Origin of the sequence: Roseateles sp. 22389 (assembly GCF_052044995.1) — a bacterium.
Lineage (GTDB): Bacteria > Pseudomonadota > Gammaproteobacteria > Burkholderiales > Burkholderiaceae_C > Roseateles.
Window position 1 is genome coordinate 74,451 of sequence record NZ_JBQEOF010000023.1, and the last position, 17,632, is coordinate 92,082.

The 17,632-nt window shown below is 68.5% G+C and carries 11 protein-coding genes and 1 pseudogene; 4 read left to right on the forward strand and 8 right to left on the reverse strand.

The features are described 5' to 3' along the window. Positions 1-24 precede the first annotated feature (24 nt). The 6 genes from katG to ACTJKJ_RS23950 all read right to left on the reverse strand — a co-directional run bounded on the left by katG (position 25) and on the right by ACTJKJ_RS23950 (position 8,026). Positions 25-2,226 (reverse strand): catalase/peroxidase HPI, encoded by a 2,202-nt coding sequence (gene katG / locus ACTJKJ_RS23925; RefSeq protein ID WP_440822531.1) that lies wholly within the window; start codon positions 2,224-2,226, stop codon positions 25-27. Positions 2,227-2,497: 271 nt separating this feature from the next. Further along, a complete protein-coding gene (locus ACTJKJ_RS23930; RefSeq protein ID WP_440822533.1) occupies positions 2,498-3,904 on the reverse strand; it encodes a pectate lyase family protein in 1,407 nt (468 codons plus the stop codon). A 198-nt stretch (positions 3,905-4,102) separates the two neighbouring features. Further along, positions 4,103-4,744, reverse strand: coding sequence for a retron system putative HNH endonuclease (locus ACTJKJ_RS23935; protein WP_297388782.1), 642 nt, complete (start codon positions 4,742-4,744; stop codon positions 4,103-4,105). A gap of 26 nt (positions 4,745-4,770) precedes the next feature. After that, positions 4,771-6,081, reverse strand: a complete 1,311-nt coding sequence (locus ACTJKJ_RS23940; protein WP_297388779.1) for an AAA family ATPase — start codon at positions 6,079-6,081, stop codon at positions 4,771-4,773. A gap of 56 nt (positions 6,082-6,137) precedes the next feature. Next, positions 6,138-7,019 carry a YbgC/FadM family acyl-CoA thioesterase gene (locus tag ACTJKJ_RS23945; protein ID WP_297388775.1) on the reverse strand — a complete coding sequence of 294 codons (882 nt, stop codon included), beginning with the start codon at positions 7,017-7,019 and terminating at the stop codon, positions 6,138-6,140. After that, positions 7,016-8,026 (reverse strand): alpha/beta hydrolase, encoded by a 1,011-nt coding sequence (locus ACTJKJ_RS23950; RefSeq protein WP_091724126.1) that lies wholly within the window; start codon positions 8,024-8,026, stop codon positions 7,016-7,018. Before ACTJKJ_RS23950 ends, ACTJKJ_RS23945 begins: the two co-directional genes overlap by 4 nt. A 163-nt stretch (positions 8,027-8,189) precedes the next feature. Here ACTJKJ_RS23950 and ACTJKJ_RS23955 point away from each other — a divergent pair, with 163 nt between their 5' ends. Then, complete coding sequence (locus ACTJKJ_RS23955) at positions 8,190-9,350, forward strand: iron-containing alcohol dehydrogenase (protein ID WP_091724124.1); 1,161 nt, start codon at positions 8,190-8,192, stop codon at positions 9,348-9,350. A gap of 160 nt (positions 9,351-9,510) precedes the next feature. Here ACTJKJ_RS23955 and ACTJKJ_RS23960 read toward each other — a convergent pair whose 3' ends face one another. Beyond that, positions 9,511-9,918 carry a hypothetical protein gene (locus ACTJKJ_RS23960; protein WP_183491038.1) on the reverse strand — a complete coding sequence of 136 codons (408 nt, stop codon included), beginning with the start codon at positions 9,916-9,918 and terminating at the stop codon, positions 9,511-9,513. A 146-nt stretch (positions 9,919-10,064) separates the two neighbouring features. Here ACTJKJ_RS23960 and ACTJKJ_RS23965 point away from each other — a divergent pair, with 146 nt between their 5' ends. Together ACTJKJ_RS23965 and ACTJKJ_RS23970 are read left to right on the forward strand one after the other, a co-directional pair. Next, positions 10,065-11,603 (forward strand): alkaline phosphatase D family protein, encoded by a 1,539-nt coding sequence (locus ACTJKJ_RS23965; protein ID WP_297388762.1) that lies wholly within the window; start codon positions 10,065-10,067, stop codon positions 11,601-11,603. A gap of 526 nt (positions 11,604-12,129) precedes the next feature. Further along, positions 12,130-14,205 (forward strand): TonB-dependent siderophore receptor, encoded by a 2,076-nt coding sequence (locus ACTJKJ_RS23970; protein WP_440822537.1) that lies wholly within the window; start codon positions 12,130-12,132, stop codon positions 14,203-14,205. 57 nt (positions 14,206-14,262) lie between these two features. Here ACTJKJ_RS23970 and ACTJKJ_RS23975 read toward each other — a convergent pair whose 3' ends face one another. Beyond that, positions 14,263-15,225 (reverse strand): bifunctional helix-turn-helix transcriptional regulator/GNAT family N-acetyltransferase, encoded by a 963-nt coding sequence (locus ACTJKJ_RS23975; protein WP_297388757.1) that lies wholly within the window; start codon positions 15,223-15,225, stop codon positions 14,263-14,265. Between the two features lie 377 nt (positions 15,226-15,602). Here ACTJKJ_RS23975 and ACTJKJ_RS23980 point away from each other — a divergent pair. Next, positions 15,603-17,632 (forward strand): annotated as a pseudogene (locus tag ACTJKJ_RS23980) (hypothetical protein); the annotation flags it as partial.

Here is a 17,632-nt window from a genome sequence, read left to right on the forward strand (position 1 = left end):
CGCGCCCGTCTTGTCACCCGCCGCTCAGGCGAGGTCGAAGCGGTCCAGGTTCATCACCTTCGTCCACGCGGCCACGAAGTCCCGGACGAACCGGCCCTGCGCGTCGGCGCTGCCGTAGACCTCGGCCAGCGCGCGCAGCACCGAGTTCGAGCCGAACACCAGGTCCACGCGGGTGCCGGTCCAGCGCGGCTGCCCGGTCTCGCGATCCAGACCTTCGAACACGTCGGGGTCCTGCGCGCTCGCGCGCCACTGGGTCGACATGTCCAGCAGGTGGACGAAGAAGTCGTTGGTGAGCACGCCGGGCCGGTCGGTGAAGACGCCGTGCGACACGCCACCGACATTGGCGCCGAGCACCCGCAGACCGCCGACCAGCGCCGTCATCTCCGGCGCGCCCAGCGTCAGCAGCTGCGCCTTGTCGACGAGCAGCTCCTCCGCCGAGACGGTGAAGCGGGCCTTCTGGTAGTTGCGGAAGCCGTCGGCGACGGGCTCCAGCACCGCGAAGCCCTCGACGTCGGTCTGCGCCTGCGAAGCGTCCGTGCGGCCCGGGGTGAAGGGCACCACGACCGCATGGCCCGCGGCCTGGGCCGCCTGCTCGATCGCGGCGACGCCGCCCAGCACGATCAGGTCGGCCAGCGAGACGCGCTTGCCGCCGGTCGCCGCCGCGTTGAAGTCGCGCTGGATGGTCTCGAGCGCCGACAGCACCTTGGCCAGTTGCGCCGGCTGGTTCGCTTCCCAGTCCTTCTGCGGCGCGAGGCGGATGCGCGCGCCGTTGGCGCCGCCGCGCCTGTCGGAGCCGCGGAAGGTCGAGGCACTGGCCCAGGCGGTCGACACCAGCTCGCTCACCGTCAGGCCGAACGCCAGGATCTGGGCCTTCAGCGCCGCGATGTCGGCCGCGTCGATCAGCGCGTGGTCGACGGCCGGCAGCGGGTCCTGCCAGAGCAGGTCCTCGGCCGGCACGTCCGGGCCCAGGTAGCGCGACTTCGGGCCCATGTCGCGGTGGGTCAGCTTGAACCAGGCGCGGGCGTAGGCATCGGCGAAGGCGGCCGGATCCTGATGGAAGCGGCGCGAGATCGGCTCATAGATCGGATCCATGCGCAGCGACAGGTCGGCCGTCGTCATCATCGGCGCGTGCTTGCGCGACGGATCGTGCGCGTCGGGGATCATGTGCTCGGGCTTGACGTCCTTGGCCACCCACTGGTGGGCGCCCGCCGGGCTCTTGGTCAGCTCCCACTCGTAGCCGAACAGCATGTCGAAGTAGCCGTTGTCCCAGGTGGTCGGATTCGGCTTCCACGCGCCCTCGATGCCGCTGGTGGTGGTGTGCACGCCCTTGCCCGACTCGAACTGGTTGATCCAGCCCAGGCCCATCGCCTCGATCGGCGCGGCCTCCGGTTCCGGGCCAACCAGCTTCGGATCGCCGGCGCCATGCGCCTTGCCGAAGGTATGGCCGCCGGCCACCAGGGCGACGGTCTCCTCGTCGTTCATGCCCATGCGGCCGAAGGTGTCGCGCACGTCGCGGCCCGAGGCCACCGGATCGGGCTTGCCGTCCGGGCCTTCCGGATTCACGTAGATCAGGCCCATCTGCACCGCGGCCAGCGGCTTCTGCAGCTCGCGCTCGCCGGTGTAGCGGCTGCCCGGCTTGTCGCTGGTGGCCAGCCATTCGGTTTCGGCGCCCCAGTAGACGTCCTCCTCCGGCGCCCAGATGTCCTCGCGTCCGCCGGCGAAGCCGAAGGTCTTGAAGCCCATCGATTCCATCGCGACGTTGCCCGCCAGGATCATCAGGTCGGCCCACGAGATCCGCTGCCCGTACTTGCGCTTGATCGGCCACAGCAGGCGGCGCGCCTTGTCGAGGTTGCCGTTGTCGGGCCAGCTGTTCAGCGGCGCGAAGCGCTGGTTGCCGGCGCTGGCGCCGCCGCGGCCGTCGGCGGTGCGATAGGTGCCGGCGCTGTGCCAGGCCATGCGGACGAACAGCCCGCCGTAGTGGCCCCAGTCGGCCGGCCACCAGGGCTGCGAATCGGTCATCAGCGCGGTCAGGTCGCGCTTGAGCGCCTCCAGGTCCAGGCGCTTGAATTCCTCGGCGTAGTTGAAGTCCTCGCCCATCGGATCGGACTTGGCCGAGAGCTGTCGCAGCACCGACAGGTTGAGCTGGTTGGGCCACCAGTCACGGTTGGTCCGCGCCACCGGCGCGCTGCCATGCCCCATCACCGGGCACTTGCCTTGTTCACTCATCGCTTCTCCAGTTGTCTTGCTGCCGGCACCGCGTCGCCAGGATGTCGAGCCCTCCTCGACGCCGTGCTTCCTGTCCCCTGGAATGTCAGGGGTGGCGCGAGTATTTGCTATCGACAATCAGAGGTCCATTTGCAATTCCTAATGACCTGGATAGCGGCAAGCTTGGAGCCCTGCCCCCCAAGGCAAAGGGCCCGGAGGCGAAAGCATCCGGGCCCTTGTGTTTGAGCGGTGGCGCCAAGCTCTCAAGCACGAAGAGCGAGGCGCTATCCGATCACTTCGGTCCGACGCTGCCGGGCAGCAGGCCCGGCAGGGAGGACGCGCCCGCAGACGGCGCCGGCAGGCTGGCCCGCAACGCGCCAGCGCGCTGCAAGGCGTAGGCGTCGGCCGTGAAGTCGCTGGTGCCCGAGTTGACGGTCACGTTGCGGTTGCAGTTGCGGCCGAGCGCCGAGGTGCAGGCGGCGGTCATCTGGCTGGTCATCGGTTGCAGCGGCGCATAGACCGCGCCGCGATTGCCGCTGTTCTGCAGGATGGGGATCTTCACGTTGCCGAAGTAATTGCCCTCCACGAAGACCGCATTGGTCGCGAACGGCTCCAGCGCGTGGTACGTGCCGTCCTGGAAGTAGTTGCTCATCAGGTGGAGGAACTGGTTCTTGCCATGCACCGCCGGCGCGCGGCCGGAGAACTGGTGGATCCAGTTGTAGGCGAAGACGAAGCTCTCGTTCTGGCCGGTGAGCAGGAAGGTCCAGTAGTGGCTGCCGTCGCAGCGGGGCGAGTAGCTGGTCCGGCCGTCGAAGTCATTCCACGAGACGGTGACGTTCTGGGCCCCGCTGTTGGCTTCCCAGCCGGAGACCATCATCTGCCGCGCGATGTGGACGAAGCGGTTGTGGTCCAGCCAGATGTCCCTGGCATTGCCGATGACGATGGCGTCGCCGGCGAAGACGATGCCGTCGTTGATGTCGCTGATCGTCAGGTTGCGGATGATGATGTTGTGCACGCCACCATACATCGACAGGCCGGTGCCCTTGATGCCGGCCTTGCCGCCCGCCTTGCCGATGACCGTCTTGTTCGAGCCCACGAGCAGGTTGTCACGGCCGGCCTTGTCGTACGACAGCATGAACTTGGAACGGCCGTTGCAGTGCGTGTCCTTGGGGTCGAAGAGCGCGAGCTTCTCCTTGGAGTCGCAGCTGGGCAGCATGCTGTAGTAGCAGCCGTTGATCTGGCCGGCCCCTTCGGTGCCGGTGAAGTCGATCATGGCATCGACCGAGATCACACGCGCCTTGTCGTCCTTGCACACGCCGCCGACGATGGTGTCGCAGAGGGCGCGACGCAGGTCCGCCGGCGTCGCCACATGCACGGGGAGCGCGTTCCCGCCGCCGGTGACGCCGCCACCCAGGCGGTTCGACGCGCCGCCGGCCGCCATCGCGGTAGCGCGCTCATCGCCAGCGTCATCGGTCGCGGTGGCCTGCGCCGGCTCCGATGCGGCGGCTTGCACGTCAGCTGGCGCGACCGCAGCCGCGTTCGCCTCTTCCTTCGGTGTCTCGAGGGACTGGGCTTCGGCGGAACTTTCCGCAACGGCGACGCCGGCCTCCACGGCGGTCTTGTCGCCGCCGCCACCACAACCCGCGAGGGCCACCACCATGGCGGCCGCCATCCAATATCCGACGCTGCGTGTGTTCATCAATTTCTTCTCCGCATGAATGCTCATTCGATCCGTGCGCCCATTGGCGGAACGGAGACCCTCCAATCAGAGGGATCCGGAGAAAGTTTCGCAGCCTGACTAATTCGAGCGAAGGACTCTTGATGACACTTTCATCACGAGGATTTCACCGGATCGCCGATGAGGTCACGCTTTGAAAGGGCGGTATCAGAGCATGACCTACGACTCTGGTCGGCGCATGTCCTGGATCAGTTGCTCTGCATGCCGAGCGATCACATGGCCGAAGCTTTTGCCGCGTCCGTCAGCATCCGCACGCCTGAAGCTCTCCGCAATATTCCGGAGTTCTTCTTCGGTCGTCGTCATGACGAACTCATTGTCGAAAACACCGTCCAGTTCCGCCTTGCGCCACGCTTTCAGGACGTTCACGTTCAAGTCGAGAAGACCCAGCATGTACGCCGCCGGCACGTCGTCGGGATCGACACGCAGAGCGGCACCATTGCTCGCGTCGTACATGAAACGACGTTCGCAGGTTTCATCCATCGGGGAGATGAAACGTTCTTCGCAGAAGCCATTCCCTTTCGCATGACCGCAATGCAAGGTCGCGCCCTGGGCCTCCGGAACCCGAATGCAGGAGGCGTGCAGATTGAGGTATTCAAGCTCCAGTTTCGCGTGCGTTTCCTGCGGTCGCGCATGCTCAACGTGGCACGTCGTTTCGTCGACCAACCGGCCACAGTAGCAGCATAGGAAAGACTGCTCTTCGAGGAGTGCGCGCAGTAACGCGCGCCTTGGCTCGCCAGCCAACGTTTTGTAGCTTGGCGACCAGTCGTCATTTTTCAGGCGCTTCCAGTCTTCGAATGCCAACGGCGACGCCCGCTTCGCAAAATGCCTCATCGACCGATCGTCCTTTTGCGCTTGAGAAGCGCCTCGGCGCTCGCGAGTTCGCGCAACTCCGGCGCTTCACCGGCGAGTTCACGAATCTTCAGCTCAGCCTGGTCGAGTTGATTCCGCGTCAGGGCTTCTCCGATCTCATCCAGCTTCTTCTTGACCGACTTGGCCTGGACCTCAGCGTCCATCAGTTCCTGCAAGACCTGATTCGACGTCATGCCGAAACTTCCCTGCGGATTCACGGGCCCGTCCGGCGTCAGCAGGATGACGTTCTCGTGAGGCACTTCGCCGATCACCTGCGGCGAATGGCTGGCAACGATGAATTGCACCTTCGGGAAGGCCTTCGTCAGGCCACGCGTCAACGCACGTTGCCACTCCGGGTGCAGGTGCATGTCGAGCTCGTCGATCAGGACGACGCCCTCGGTCTCGGCGATCACTCGACGTCCCAGATGAGGGTTGAGCAAGCACATGCGACGGGCAATGTCAGCGACAAGGCAGATCACCGCCCGCTGGCCGGCGCTCAGATGCTCGAATGCCACCGGATCGCTCTGCTGATCGTCCTCGCTCTGCCAATCCACCACGATCTTCTTGCTCTGGAAATCGAAGCGCATGGACTGGTACGTATCCAGCGTCGCCCGCAGCGCACGATCGATCTCCGCAAGCTCATCCGAATCGAACTTCGAGAACGGCACACCCGTTTCAGATGCGACGTGCAGGCGTTCGAGAGACTTGGCGACCACCCAACGCTGCAGGGAAGCGGCATCGTGGCCCGCAATTGCCCAGTTCTCATAGCCATGAGCACGCGAATTCCGCTCGGTCACAGCGCCCACGGTGTCGACCTCTTGCAGTCGCCAAGCGCGCTCTGCGCGATAGAACGCGATCAACGGCAACGCTTCGAAGGCCGGCGAGGCGGTGTCATCGAGGCCGCTCGCCGCTCTCGCCTGCAACATGGAATTGGGGGGCGACCCTTGTATTCCATGGTGCGTCAGCGTCCGCACCGCGTTCCACGACATGCTCACTCCGAAGACTTCCGCGGCTACCTGGACTTCGACAGGGTACTGCTCTTCGAACCGAGCTCGTCCTTCTGGCGCAATCGCCTTCACATGAGCGAAGCCGGGTTCTCCGAACATGCTGGAAAGGTAAGTCCCAGGGGAAACCGGAACGACCTGGATCAACGCCTCGTAGATCGCAAAAAGAAGCGAGGTCTTCCCAGCGCCATTGATGCCCGCTACGACAGAAAGCCCCCGTTGGAACTCAACATTCAACCGCTCGTGCCCACGGTAGTTCTTCAACTGAATGCGTTCGATGTACATGTCGGGTGCCCTCTTCTGCTCATCTTCCCACGGCCTGCCGCCTGCGCCGACGAGGCTCACAGCCCCCGGACCATCTCCACATGCGCGATGCCGGCTTCCTCGAACACCGGCCCGCGGCGCTGGAATCCGGCACGTGTGTAGAAGCCCTCGGCGCTGAGCTGCGCGTGCAGCAGCACCTCGCGGTAGCCCTGCTCGCGGCCGGCCTGCATCAGCGCGTCCAGCACCTGGCGGCCGACGCGGCTGCCGCGCATCGGCGACAGCACCGCCATCCGGCCGATCTTGGCCACGCCCGGCACATGCTCCAGCAGCCGGCCCGTGGCCAGCGGCCGGCCCAGCCGGTTGTAGGCGACCGCGTGGGTGCAGCTCTCGTCGGCGGCATCCCATTCCATGTCGGCGGGGATCTTCTGCTCCTCGACGAACACGGCCTGCCGGATGCGGTGCGCGTCCGCGCCCAGCGTCGCCCAGTTGCCCACGCGCGCCTCGGTCATCGGCTCGCCGCGCTCGAAGCCCAGCAGCAGCTCGCGCAGCGCCTGCGGCACCGCCTTGGGCACGCGCGCCACCGGATCGGCGAAGACATAGACCAGCTCGCCATGCACCAGGCACTCGTCGCCGCGGAACACCGCGCAGCTGACCGTCAGCGAGGTCGTGCCGACGCGCTCGGTGCGCACGCCGATGTCCAGCAGCTCGTCGTAATGCGCCGAGCCCAGGTATTCGATCGTCGACTTGCGCACGAACAGGTCGCCCTCGAGCGCCTGCATCGTCGGCGCGTAGGGCAGCGCCAGCGCGCGCCAGTAGCCGCCCACCGCGGTGTCGAAGTAGGTCAGGTAATGGCCGTTGAAGACGATCTGCTGCGCGTCGATCTCGGCCCAGCGCACGCGCAGGCGTTCGAAGAAGCGGAAGCGGTCGCGCGCGAGCGCGGAGGCGGTGGTGCTGCTCATGCGGAGGCCCCGGTGGGGGTCGTGGAGGTCGTGGAAGTCACGGGGGCGGTGGCCGGCGCCGGCAGGCCGAAGGCGGTCCGGAGCGCATCGGCGCAGGCGTCCAGGGCCTGCTCGGCTTCGGGGATGCTGCGACCCATCTTGATGAAGTCGTGGGTCACGCCGCGATACAGCTCCAGCCGCACCGCGTTGCCGCGGGCGCGCAGCAGGTCGGCGTAGGCGATGCCCTCGTCGATCAGCGGATCGGCCTCGGCCAGGATGAAGCAGGCGGGCGCCAGGTCCTCGTGGTCCTCGGCCTGCAGGGGGGCGAAGCGCCAGTCCTCGCGCCGCTCGGCCGGGATGTACTGGTTGAAGAACCAGGCGATGGTGTCGGCGTCCAGCAGGTGGCCCTTGGCGAAGCGGCGGTGCGAGTCGGTGTCCGCATGCGCCGTCGCCCCCGGCGTGATCAGCAGCTGCAGCGCGAGCGGGACGCCCAGCTGCGCGCGGATGTCGCGGGCATGCAGCGCGGTCACCGCGGCCAGCGTGCCGCCGGCGCTGTCGCCGCCGACGGCGATGCGCGCGCGGTCCAGGCCCAGCGACGGCGCGGCCTGCGCCAGCCAGGCGAGCGCGGCCCAGCAGTCGTCGACGGCGGCGGGGAACGGGTGGTCGGGCGCCAGGCGGTAGTCCACCGCGACGACCGCCGCGCCGCTGCGCAGCGCCAGCTGGCGGCACAGGCTGTCGTGGGTCTCCAGGCTGCCGATGACGAAACCGCCGCCATGGAAATACAGCAGCACCGGCAGGCCGCGCGGATCACGGGCGGCGGCGTCCTCGCGCGTGACCGGGGCGTACAGGCGCACCGCGATGTCGCCGGCGGGACCGGGAATTGCCAGGTTCTCGATGCGCGGCAAGGGCGCCCGCGGCAGGTCCAGGATCTCCGCGCCCATCAGGTAGGCGATGCGCGCCTGCTTGGGCGAGAGGCTGTGGAAGGACGGGCGGTTGGCGCGGTGGATGCGCTCGAGCACCGCGGCCATCCGCGGTGTCAACAAGGTGCTACTCAACGGGAACTCCAGGGCGTAGGCTCAGCCGTTGCCGAGCCGCAATCGCGGGATTTTCCCAGACAACGCGCCCCGTCGCCGACGCGGCGCCAAGACCCGTCTTCCCCCTCGCCCACCTCCCGGCAGAAGGACTCCGCCCATGGCCCTGATCCAGTACCTCACCCACATCCACCTCGAGGTCGGCGCGCGCCGCGTGCTGGGCGCGGAATGCGCCCGTGCCGGCATCACGCGGCCGCTGATCGTCACCGACAAGGGCGTGCGCGCGGCCGGCGTGCTGGACCTGGTGATCGAGGCCTGGACCGCGTCCCCGATCGACGCCGCCGCCCTGCCCGTCTACGACGGCACCCCGCCGAATCCGACCGAGGCCGCGGTGCGCGAGGCCGCCGCGCTCTACCGCGCCCACGGCTGCGACGGGCTGATCGCGATCGGCGGCGGCTCCAGCATCGACCTGGCCAAGGGCGTCGCGATCGCGGCCACCCACGAGGGCCCGCTGACGGCGTACGCGACCATCCTCGGCGGGGCCGGCAACATCGGCCCGCAGGCCGCACCGCTGATCGCCGTGCCGACCACCGCCGGCACCGGCTCCGAGGTCGCGCGCGGCGCGATCATCATCGTGGACGACGGCCGCAAGCTGGGTTTCCACAACTGGACGCTGATGCCGCGCTCGGCCGTCTGCGATCCGGAGCTGACGCGCAAGCTGCCCGCCGCGCTGACCGCCGCCACCGGCATGGACGCGATCGCGCACTGCATGGAGACCTTCATGTCGGCCGCCTTCAATCCGCCGGCCGACGGCATCGCGCTGGAGGGCCTGCGCCGCGGCTGGCGCCAGATCGAGCGCGCCACCACGCATCCCGACGACCTCGACGCCCGGCTCGACATGATGGCGGCCAGCACCATGGGGGCGCTGGCCTTCCAGAAGGGACTGGGCTGCGTGCATTCGCTGAGCCACGCGCTCGGCGGGCTGATGCCCAGGCTGCACCACGGCACGCTCAACGCGGTCTTCCTGCCGGCGGTGATCCGCTTCAACGGGATGCACGACTCGATGCGGCGCGACGACAAGATCGCCCGCATGGGCCATGCGATGAACCTGCAGGAAGGCACGCCGGCCGATGAGCTGGCCGGCGCGGTCAAGGCGATGAACCAGCGACTCGGCCTGCCGTCGGGCCTGCGCGAGATGGGCGTGACGAATGAGCTGTACGACCAGATCGTCGAGCGCGCGCTGCATGACCACTGCCACAAGACCAACCCGCGCGAGGCCTCGGCCAGCGATTACCGCCGGATGCTGGACGAGTCGATGTGACCCGCAGGCTAGCCTCGGGGGCTTTGACAAGCCGAGGTGCGCGCCCATTTCCACGACCTGAACGCCTGGCTCGTGTCGGTGCTCAAGCACGGCGTCGGGGGCAGCCGGTGATGACAAGTTGGACCGCCGCTCGACCACGCGCGAGCGCGCGGGCCGGCGTTCAGTTACCGGGCCGGCTCCTGGACTTGTAGCTGGAGCCCGGCGGCGTCCAGAACACTGCGCCGACCGAGGTCTCGTTCAGATGCGGCGGCAGGCCGCGCGCCTCGAGCTGCTCCCGCACGCCGTCCAGGCCGGTCTCGGAGTCGATGATGTAGCCCTCCTCCAGCACGTCGCCGTAGTTGGCCTCGGTGTTGCTGACCGCCAGCTCGACCAGGTCGCCGAGCTCGCCGCCATCGAGCGACCAGACATGCACGTCCTGGTCGGTGGCATAGGTCTTGATCCGCCACGCGGCGCCGTTGGAGGCGAAGAACTGGATGGTGTCGAAGGTGTCCTCGGTCGCCGGCTCCTCGGAGTTGGCGACGTAGCTGCTCTGGATGGCGAGGCGGAAGAGGATGAGCTGGGTGGTCATGCGCGGCGGTGGGCGGGAGCGATGAGGCTGGATCGTACCGGGCGCCCGCGCGGCCGTGCGCCGCCCCGCCGTGTCATCGCGCCGCTGTGGCGTCATGGCCTCGTGGCCTCGTGGCGCTGTCAGCGTCCCGGATTACGCTCGGGGCCATGACTTGCCCCGGATCCCTCTCCCGCCGCGGCCTGCTGCAGGCCGTCCTCGTCGCCGGCTGCGCGCCGGCGCTGCTGCGACACGCCGATGCGGCCGCCGAGCCGCTGTTCGCGCTCGGCGTCGCCTCCGGCAGTCCGCGCGCCGACCGCGTGGTGCTGTGGACGCGGCTCCTCGGCGAGGCCCTGCCGGCGACGGTGCCGGTGCACTGGGAGCTGGCGCAGGACGAGGCCTTCCGGACCGTGGTGGCGCGCGGCACCGAGCACGCCGAGCCCGGCAGCGCCCACAGCGTGCATGCGGAGCCCGCCGGCCTGCGCCCGGACCGCTGGTACTGGTATCGGTTTCGCGCCATGGGCCAGCAGAGCCCGGCTGGCCGCACCCGCACCGCGCCGGCGGCCGACGCGATGCCGGCGGCCCTGCGCTTCGCCATCGCGTCCTGCCAGCGTTTCGACCACGGCGAGTACGCGGCCTGGGGCGACATGGCGAGGCAGGACCTCGACCTGGTGCTGTTCCTGGGCGACTACATCTACGAATACGCCACGCCGCACGATGCCCGTGTGCCGCGGCGCCACCATGGGCCGCAGTGCCGCAGCCTGGCCGACTACCGCGACCGCTACGCCCAGTACAAGCGCGACCCGCAGCTGCAGGCGATGCATGCGAACGCGCCCTGGATCCTGACCTGGGACGACCACGAGGTGCAGAACGACTGGGCCGGCGACGTGTCGCAGGACCTGGCGCCGGACTTCCATCAACGCCGCGTCGCCGCGGCGCAGGCGTACTGGGAGCATCAGCCGTTCCCGGCATCGATGCGGCCCAAGGGCGTGGACATCGCGCTCAGCCACCGCATCGACTGGGGTCGACTGGCGCGGCTGATCACCCTCGACGATCGCTCGTGGCGCGATCCGCAGGCCTGCCCCAAGCCCGGCCGCGGCGGCTCCAACACCGTGAACGTGAAGGACTGTCCCGAGCTCCTGGACACGCGCCGCACGCTGCTGGGCGCGCCGCAGGAGCAATGGCTGCGCGACAGTTGGGACGCCACGCGGCCGTGGAACCTGCTGGCGCAGCAGACCCTGATGGCGCGCTTCAACCGGCAGGATCCGGCGCAGGGGCCGGGGCGCTACTGGACCGACGGCTGGGACGGTTATCCCTTCGCGCGCGAGCGCCTGCTGCGAGACCTCCAGGCGCGGCGCGTGCCCAACACGGTGGTGCTGGGCGGCGACGTCCACGCCAACTACGTGGCCGACCTGAAGCTGGACTGGGACGACGAGCGGGCGCCGGTGCTGGCCAGCGAGTTCTGCGGCACCTCGATCTCCAGCCACGGCGCGGAGCAGTCGCAGCTGGACAAGGCCCTGCCCTTCAATCCGCACCTGCGCTACGGCCGCAGCGACCAGCGCGGCTACATGCGTTTCGAGCTGCGGGCGGACCGGCTCGACGTCGAGCTGCGCAGCGTGGCGTCGCCGTGGGATGCGAAGAGCCCGGTGTCGACCGCGGCGCGCTTCGTCGTCGAGGCCGGGCGGCCGGGCGCGCAGGTGGCCTCCTGAGGCGCCACGGCGGGACGCCGATTGCCCCACGGTGAGGCCGCGCTTCCTCGGGCTCGCGAAACAAACTCGGTACACTCCGCCCCGCTCGCGGCCCGGGCGCAATACCCTGCCCCACCCGCCGCCAGCGCCCTCCGCCACCGACGCGGAGCGCGAGCCAGCAAGGCCCGTCCACGACGCGGCCATCCGCACAGCCAGCCAACGCCTCGATCGCGGCCTCGATGCCGCCGCCGGACCCGCCCTCGCGGGGCCGGCTGACCTGCCGTGCCTTGCTCGCTGACGCCATGCAACGCGGATCCCTCCACCCCGTGCGCCGCGCGTGCCCCGCGCCGGCGTCCCGTTGCCGTCGACGTCCATGTCCTTCCGCCTCCATCGCCGTTCCACGCTGCCGCGCCCATGCGCGCCCACCCTGCATCCCGTCGCCATCGCCGTGTTCATCGCGTTGGGCGCGTCCTCCCCCATCGCCCTGGCCCAGACGCCGCCAGCGTCCGCGTCCGCGTCCGCATCCGCATCCGCGTCCGGCTCCCCCATGGCACCCGGCGGCACCGCCGCGCCTGCAGCGCCAGCGGCGCCTGCCGATGCCGCCTCGGAGGCCGCGCCGCGCCGCATGGACTCGGTCGTGATCTACGGGAGCGTCCAGCGCGACACCGGCTTCGCGCCGACGCAGGGCATCACGGCCGGCAAGGCCGAGATGCGCCTGCTGGAGACGCCGCGCTCGATGAGCGTCGTGACCCGCGAGGTGATGGACTCGCGCCAGATCACCAACCTGCAGCAGGCGCTGCAGACGGTGCCCGGCGTGAGCCCGGTGAACTTCGGCCGCCGTGGCTTCGACGACATCAACATCCGCGGCTTCCGCTCCACCGAATCCATCCTCATCGACGGCCTGGTGCAGAGCCCCGGCATGTGGACGCGGCTGACCAGCTACGCCTACGAGCGCTTCGAGGTGCTCAAGGGCGCGTCCTCGATCCTCTACGGCCAGGTCCAGCCCGGCGGCCTGGTCAATGCGGTCAGCAAGCGGCCCGAGACGGTACGCCGCCTCGATGGCGGCGTCGACATCGGCAGCTTCAACAGCCGCACGCTGTCCGCCGACATCAACGAGCCGCTCTCCGCCAACGGCCGCACCGCACTGCGCATCACCGCGCAGACCTCCGACGGCGACGACGCCACCGACCAGGTCTGGCGCAAGGACCGCTGGATCTCGCCGTCGCTGTCGATCGACTTCGGCCGTGACACCGAGGTCGTGATCTTCAGCAGCTACTCGCACAGCCAGTGGATCCGCCAGCAGGGCACGACGCCCTACGGCACGCTGCTGCCCAATCCCAACGGCACGGTGGACCGCCGGATGTTCACCGGCGATACCGCCTTCGGCGGCTACGACGTCGAGCAGAAGACCCTGGGCTACAGCCTGGAGCACCGCTTCGATCCGGCGCTGACGCTGCGCCAGGGCGTGCGCTACGAGGAGGAATCGGGCACCGGCAACTTCGTCGCGCTGCAGGCGCTGCAAGCCAATCGCCGTCTGCAGAATCGCTCGGCGACGCGGCAGTACCTCGACTACGACCTGCTCGCCACCGACACCTCGCTGCTCTACCGGGCGGACACCGGGCCGGTCGCGCACCAAGTGGTCGTCGGCCTGGACGCGCGCCGCGGCCACAGCCGCCAGGGCTCGCGCGCCTGCACGATCGCGCCGCTGGACCTGTTCAATCCGCAGTACGGCATGCCGGCCACCTGCCCCGCCAACCTGACCACCTTCGCGCCGTCGACGCTGACGGTGGCGGGCCTCTACCTGCAGGACCAGATGAAGTTCGGCGCCGGCTGGACCGCGCTGGTGGGCCTGCGCCGCGACCATTCGCGCGAGCGGCTCGAGGACCGCGTCCGCAACACGCAGTCGCTGAAGACCGACGCGGCCACCGTGGGCAGCGCCGGACTGGTCAAGGAGTTCCTGCCGGGCTGGTCGACCTACGTCAGCTGGTCCGAGTCCTTCCTGCCGGTCAGCGGCCAGGACTTCGACGGCAAGGGCTTCGTGCCCGAGACCGGCAAGCAGTACGAATGGGGGCTCAAGCATGAATCGGCGGACGGCCGCCTGACCGGCTCGCTGGCGGTGTTCGATCTCAAGCGGCGCAACGTCACGACCTCGGATCCGGTCAACACCGGCTTCAGCGTGCAGACCGGCGAGCAGCAGTCGCGCGGCGTCGAGTTCGAGGTGGGCGCCCGGCTCAAGGACGGCCTGAGCCTGACCGCCGGCTACGCCTACACCGACGCCCGCGTCACCCACGACAACAACGCCGCGATCCTCGGCAAGCCGATCAACCTGCAGCCGCTGCACGCGGCGACGCTGTGGGCGCTCTACAAGCCGACCGGGCTGCCGAACTGGACCTTGGGCCTCGGAGGTCGCGCGGTGAGCCGCCAACGCGGCAGCCTGCCCTTCGCGCTGCCCGGCTACGCGGTCGTCGATGCGAGCGTCGGCTACGCCGGCCCGGCCTGGCGCGTCAATGCGGGCTTGAAGAACCTGCTCGACAAGGACTACTTCGACGGCGCCATCAACGCCAACGTGGTTTCGCCGGCGCTGGGCCGCACCTGGACGCTGAGCCTGCAGCTGAGCTATTGAGCTCTTGAGCCTGGCGAGCGCGGCAACGCCGGGCGCGGCGGACCCCGTGCTCGCGGATCAGCCCAGCTTCAGCTCCCACGTCTCGCCGACGAGATCCAGGCCGAATCCCTGGAAGGGCTCGCTCGCGACCAGCTGGTAGCCCGCCTTGCGATAGATGTGCTTGGCGGCATCGAGCTGGCTGTTGGTCCACAGACGCACCTGCCGGTAGCCCGCCTCTCGCGCGAAGCGATGGCATTCGGCGACGAGGCGATCACCCAATCCGAGTCCGCGCGCCGAGGGCTCCACCAGCAGCAGTCGCAGCTGCGCCACGCCGTCGATCGGCGCGCCGGTCGCCTCGTCGCGGGCCTGCACCAGCGCGACGCTGCCGATGTTGGTGCCGTCGCGCTCGGCGATCCAGCAGGCCTCGCGACGCGGGTCGAAGCGCTCGAGGAAGTCGGCGGCGATGCGCGCCACCAGCGCCTCGAAGCTCATGTCGAACTGGTACTCGCGCGCATAGAGCGCGCCATGCCGCGCGACGATCCAGCCCATGTCGCCGGGCCGGTGCTGACGCAGCAGGAAGCCGCCCGTCGCCGGCTTCGCGCCCGGCTCCTCGAGCAGCGACTGCACCCGCCGCAGCGCCTGCAGCAGTTCCACCTGCTGGGCCTCGCCGAGCTGGCCCAGCAACTCGCCCACCTGCTCGCGCGAGCGGCGATCCAGCGGCTTGAAGGCCTTGCGGCCGGCCGGGCTCAGCGTCAGCAGCGACTGCCGGGCGTCCGCCTCGCTGCGCGACGCGCGCACCAGGTCGCGCTCCTTCAGATGGCGCAGCAAGCGGCTGAGGTAGCCGGCGTCCAGGTCCAGCAGCCGCCCCAGTTCGGTCGCGGTCATCCCGGTTCCGGCCTCCAGATGCGCCAGCTCCCAGAGGATGCGGCACTCGGTAAGGCTGAACTCGGAGTCCAGCAGTCCTTCGTCGAGCACGCCGATGCGGCGCGTGTAGAAGCGGTTGAAGCGGCGGACGGCTTCGATGCGGTCGCTGTCGGTCATGGCGCGCATGCTGCGCCATGTATTTGCTTTTGGCAAGTATTTACTTGCTTAACAGATCCAATGCCAACCCGGTCCACAGCACTGGGAATGGCATGGCGCCTCCCTCGGACCGCCTGACGGTGCGAGCGTTGTCGTTTGCCTGGTAGCGCGGAAGGGGCCCATGGTTTGGTGACGTTTGGGTAATGGATGTAAAGGGCCAAAGAGCGGCTGAGGATGTCATCTCCCTCCGGCAGAATCGCGCTCGTTCAATCAGGGAGAGAGGCTGACTCGAGGCCGAGCGCGATAGACGCTTGCCCGGGCGGACCACGATGCGGCCACCAGCGGTGGGGACGCACAGCTTCCTGATGGCTTGCCAAACTACATCAGGGAGTTCTCGCGTGAGCGACCCAACGCATCGATTCTTCTCGGCCGCGAAGGCCATCCGCCTGCTGGTGCTGGTTCTCGGGTCCGGGCTCTTCACGCTGCCGGCGATGGCGGCCAAGGACTGCTGGACCCTCTGGACCCCACACGGTCCTGGCGCTTGGTACGACGGTTCGCCTCAGGGTCGTGACGCGCACCTGAATTGCCGCGATTCGCTGGAGGCGGCCGGTGCGAGCTTCTGGACGGCCATGATGCCCTTGGTGTCGCAGCCGGAGCAGTACCCGGAATTTACCTCCGTGACCAAGGTGACGCCCGGAGCCTGTTCGATCACTGTAGATGCGCAGGCACCAACTAGATGGGGCGTTGGTGTGTGCCAATACACCTACACGACTACAACGACGCCAAGCAATCCGAACAATCCGCCAGGGGTCTTGCGAGGCGAGTCGTTCATTGAATTCCTCATGACCTGCGGCCGCAAGCTCAACACGACGCCGATCGGAGCGACGGTCGATACGTGCAAGGGCATCAAGGACGAGGTGGCGTCCCCCGTGCCCAGTTGCTCCGTCAGCAATCCCATCGAGCCGCTGACAGGGTTGAAGCGACAGCCCGAGGCGCTGTTCTCATGGGGCCGCGGCCACTCCCTGAGCGCGAGTTATTGGAGCGCGCCGAAGAGCGGCGGCACCGAAGTCGATGAGCTGGGTGCGAACTCCTTCGGCCCGTACTGGTCCAGCAACCTGCATCGGCAGATGATCACGGAATACCGGCTGTACCTGTTCCAGCGGGGACTGGGCATCTGGAAGAACTATCCCCAGTACGGCTACAACCGGGAAGCCACGGAGCGTGATCCAAAGCCGGCGCTGTCTGCAGATGGATCGGTCTGGCTGTATCGCGATGAGACGGCACGCGCGATCGAGACCTATCAACTGGACGGTAGCCTCGTGTCCATCGCCTACATCGACGGACGGCGGCTGGACTTCTCTGGAAGTCTCAACGCGCCCGGGGCAGCGACGGGGAGCGGCAAGTATCTGGTGCAGTCCGTCGTGGACGAAGCGGGACGACGGGTGTCGTTCAACTATCGCGACGCGCAAGGCCAGCGCTACGCCTCGATCGGCAGCATCGTCGATCCAGCCGGCGCGATCCTGCCCATCGGTTACGACGCGATTGGCAATCTGACGTCGATCACCTACGCGGACCAGAGCTCCCGTCGCTTCCTCTATGAGAACGCGGCGTTCCCCCATGCGATGACGGGTCGGCTGGATGAAGGCGGTGAACGTCTGGGCTCGTATGTGTATGACGAGCAGGGGCGTGTCATCTCTTCGGCCACGGGCAGCGAGCCGCCCTGGACCATCCAGTGGCCAGTGCCGCCCGAGGTGCGCCCGGTCGAGTATTACGACCCTGAACAGGATGTCGTGATCCGCCTGAGCGTGAATGTCCAGCCCACGCAGGCCGTCGTCAAGGCGCCGGACGGAAGGGAGTCCACTTGGACCGGCACGACGGTAGGACGAGCCACGCTGGTGGGGTCGCGCAGCCAACCGGCAGGCGCGGGATGTGCGGCGTCCACCTCGAGCTCGGCCTTCGATGCCGCTGGAAACGTCACGCGCAGCGACGACTTCAACGGCAACCGCAGTTGCATGGCCTATGACGCGGCGCGCAAGCTGGAGGTGACGCGAATCGAAGGTGTGTCGTCGGCAATGGCGTGCGAGTCAGTGTCGGCGGCAGCGTTGCCAGCGGGCGCCCGAATGATCAGCTCCCAATGGCATCCCGATTGGCGTATGGCCACGCGGACGGCCGAACCTCGCCGCATCACGACGCTGGTCTACAACGGACAGCCCGATCCCTTCAACGGCAATGCGGTGGCGAGCTGCGCGCCGGCCAGCGCGTTGCTGCCCGATGGCAACCCCATCGTCGTGCTGTGCAAGCGCGTGGAGCAGGCGACGACCGACGACACTGGCGCGCAAGGCTTCGATGCGACGCTGCAGTCCGGCGTGCCGGCTCGCACAACGAGCTGGACCTACGACGCCACCGGCCAGGTGCTCACCGAGACCGA

Bases quoted from the DNA above. Each gene is read 5' to 3' on its own strand.
- katG (WP_440822531.1), bottom strand. From the start codon at position 2,226: ATGAGTGAACAAGGCAAGTGCCCGGTGATGGGGCATGGCAGCGCGCCG.
- ACTJKJ_RS23930 (WP_440822533.1), bottom strand. From the start codon at position 3,904: ATGAACACACGCAGCGTCGGATATTGGATGGCGGCCGCCATGGTGGTG.
- ACTJKJ_RS23940 (WP_297388779.1), bottom strand. From the start codon at position 6,081: ATGTACATCGAACGCATTCAGTTGAAGAACTACCGTGGGCACGAGCGG.
- ACTJKJ_RS23945 (WP_297388775.1), bottom strand. From the start codon at position 7,019: ATGAGCAGCACCACCGCCTCCGCGCTCGCGCGCGACCGCTTCCGCTTC.
- ACTJKJ_RS23950 (WP_091724126.1), bottom strand. From the start codon at position 8,026: ATGGCCGCGGTGCTCGAGCGCATCCACCGCGCCAACCGCCCGTCCTTC.
- ACTJKJ_RS23955 (WP_091724124.1), top strand. From the start codon at position 8,190: ATGGCCCTGATCCAGTACCTCACCCACATCCACCTCGAGGTCGGCGCG.
- ACTJKJ_RS23960 (WP_183491038.1), bottom strand. From the start codon at position 9,918: ATGACCACCCAGCTCATCCTCTTCCGCCTCGCCATCCAGAGCAGCTAC.
- ACTJKJ_RS23965 (WP_297388762.1), top strand. From the start codon at position 10,065: ATGACTTGCCCCGGATCCCTCTCCCGCCGCGGCCTGCTGCAGGCCGTC.
- ACTJKJ_RS23970 (WP_440822537.1), top strand. From the start codon at position 12,130: ATGGCACCCGGCGGCACCGCCGCGCCTGCAGCGCCAGCGGCGCCTGCC.
- ACTJKJ_RS23975 (WP_297388757.1), bottom strand. From the start codon at position 15,225: ATGACCGACAGCGACCGCATCGAAGCCGTCCGCCGCTTCAACCGCTTC.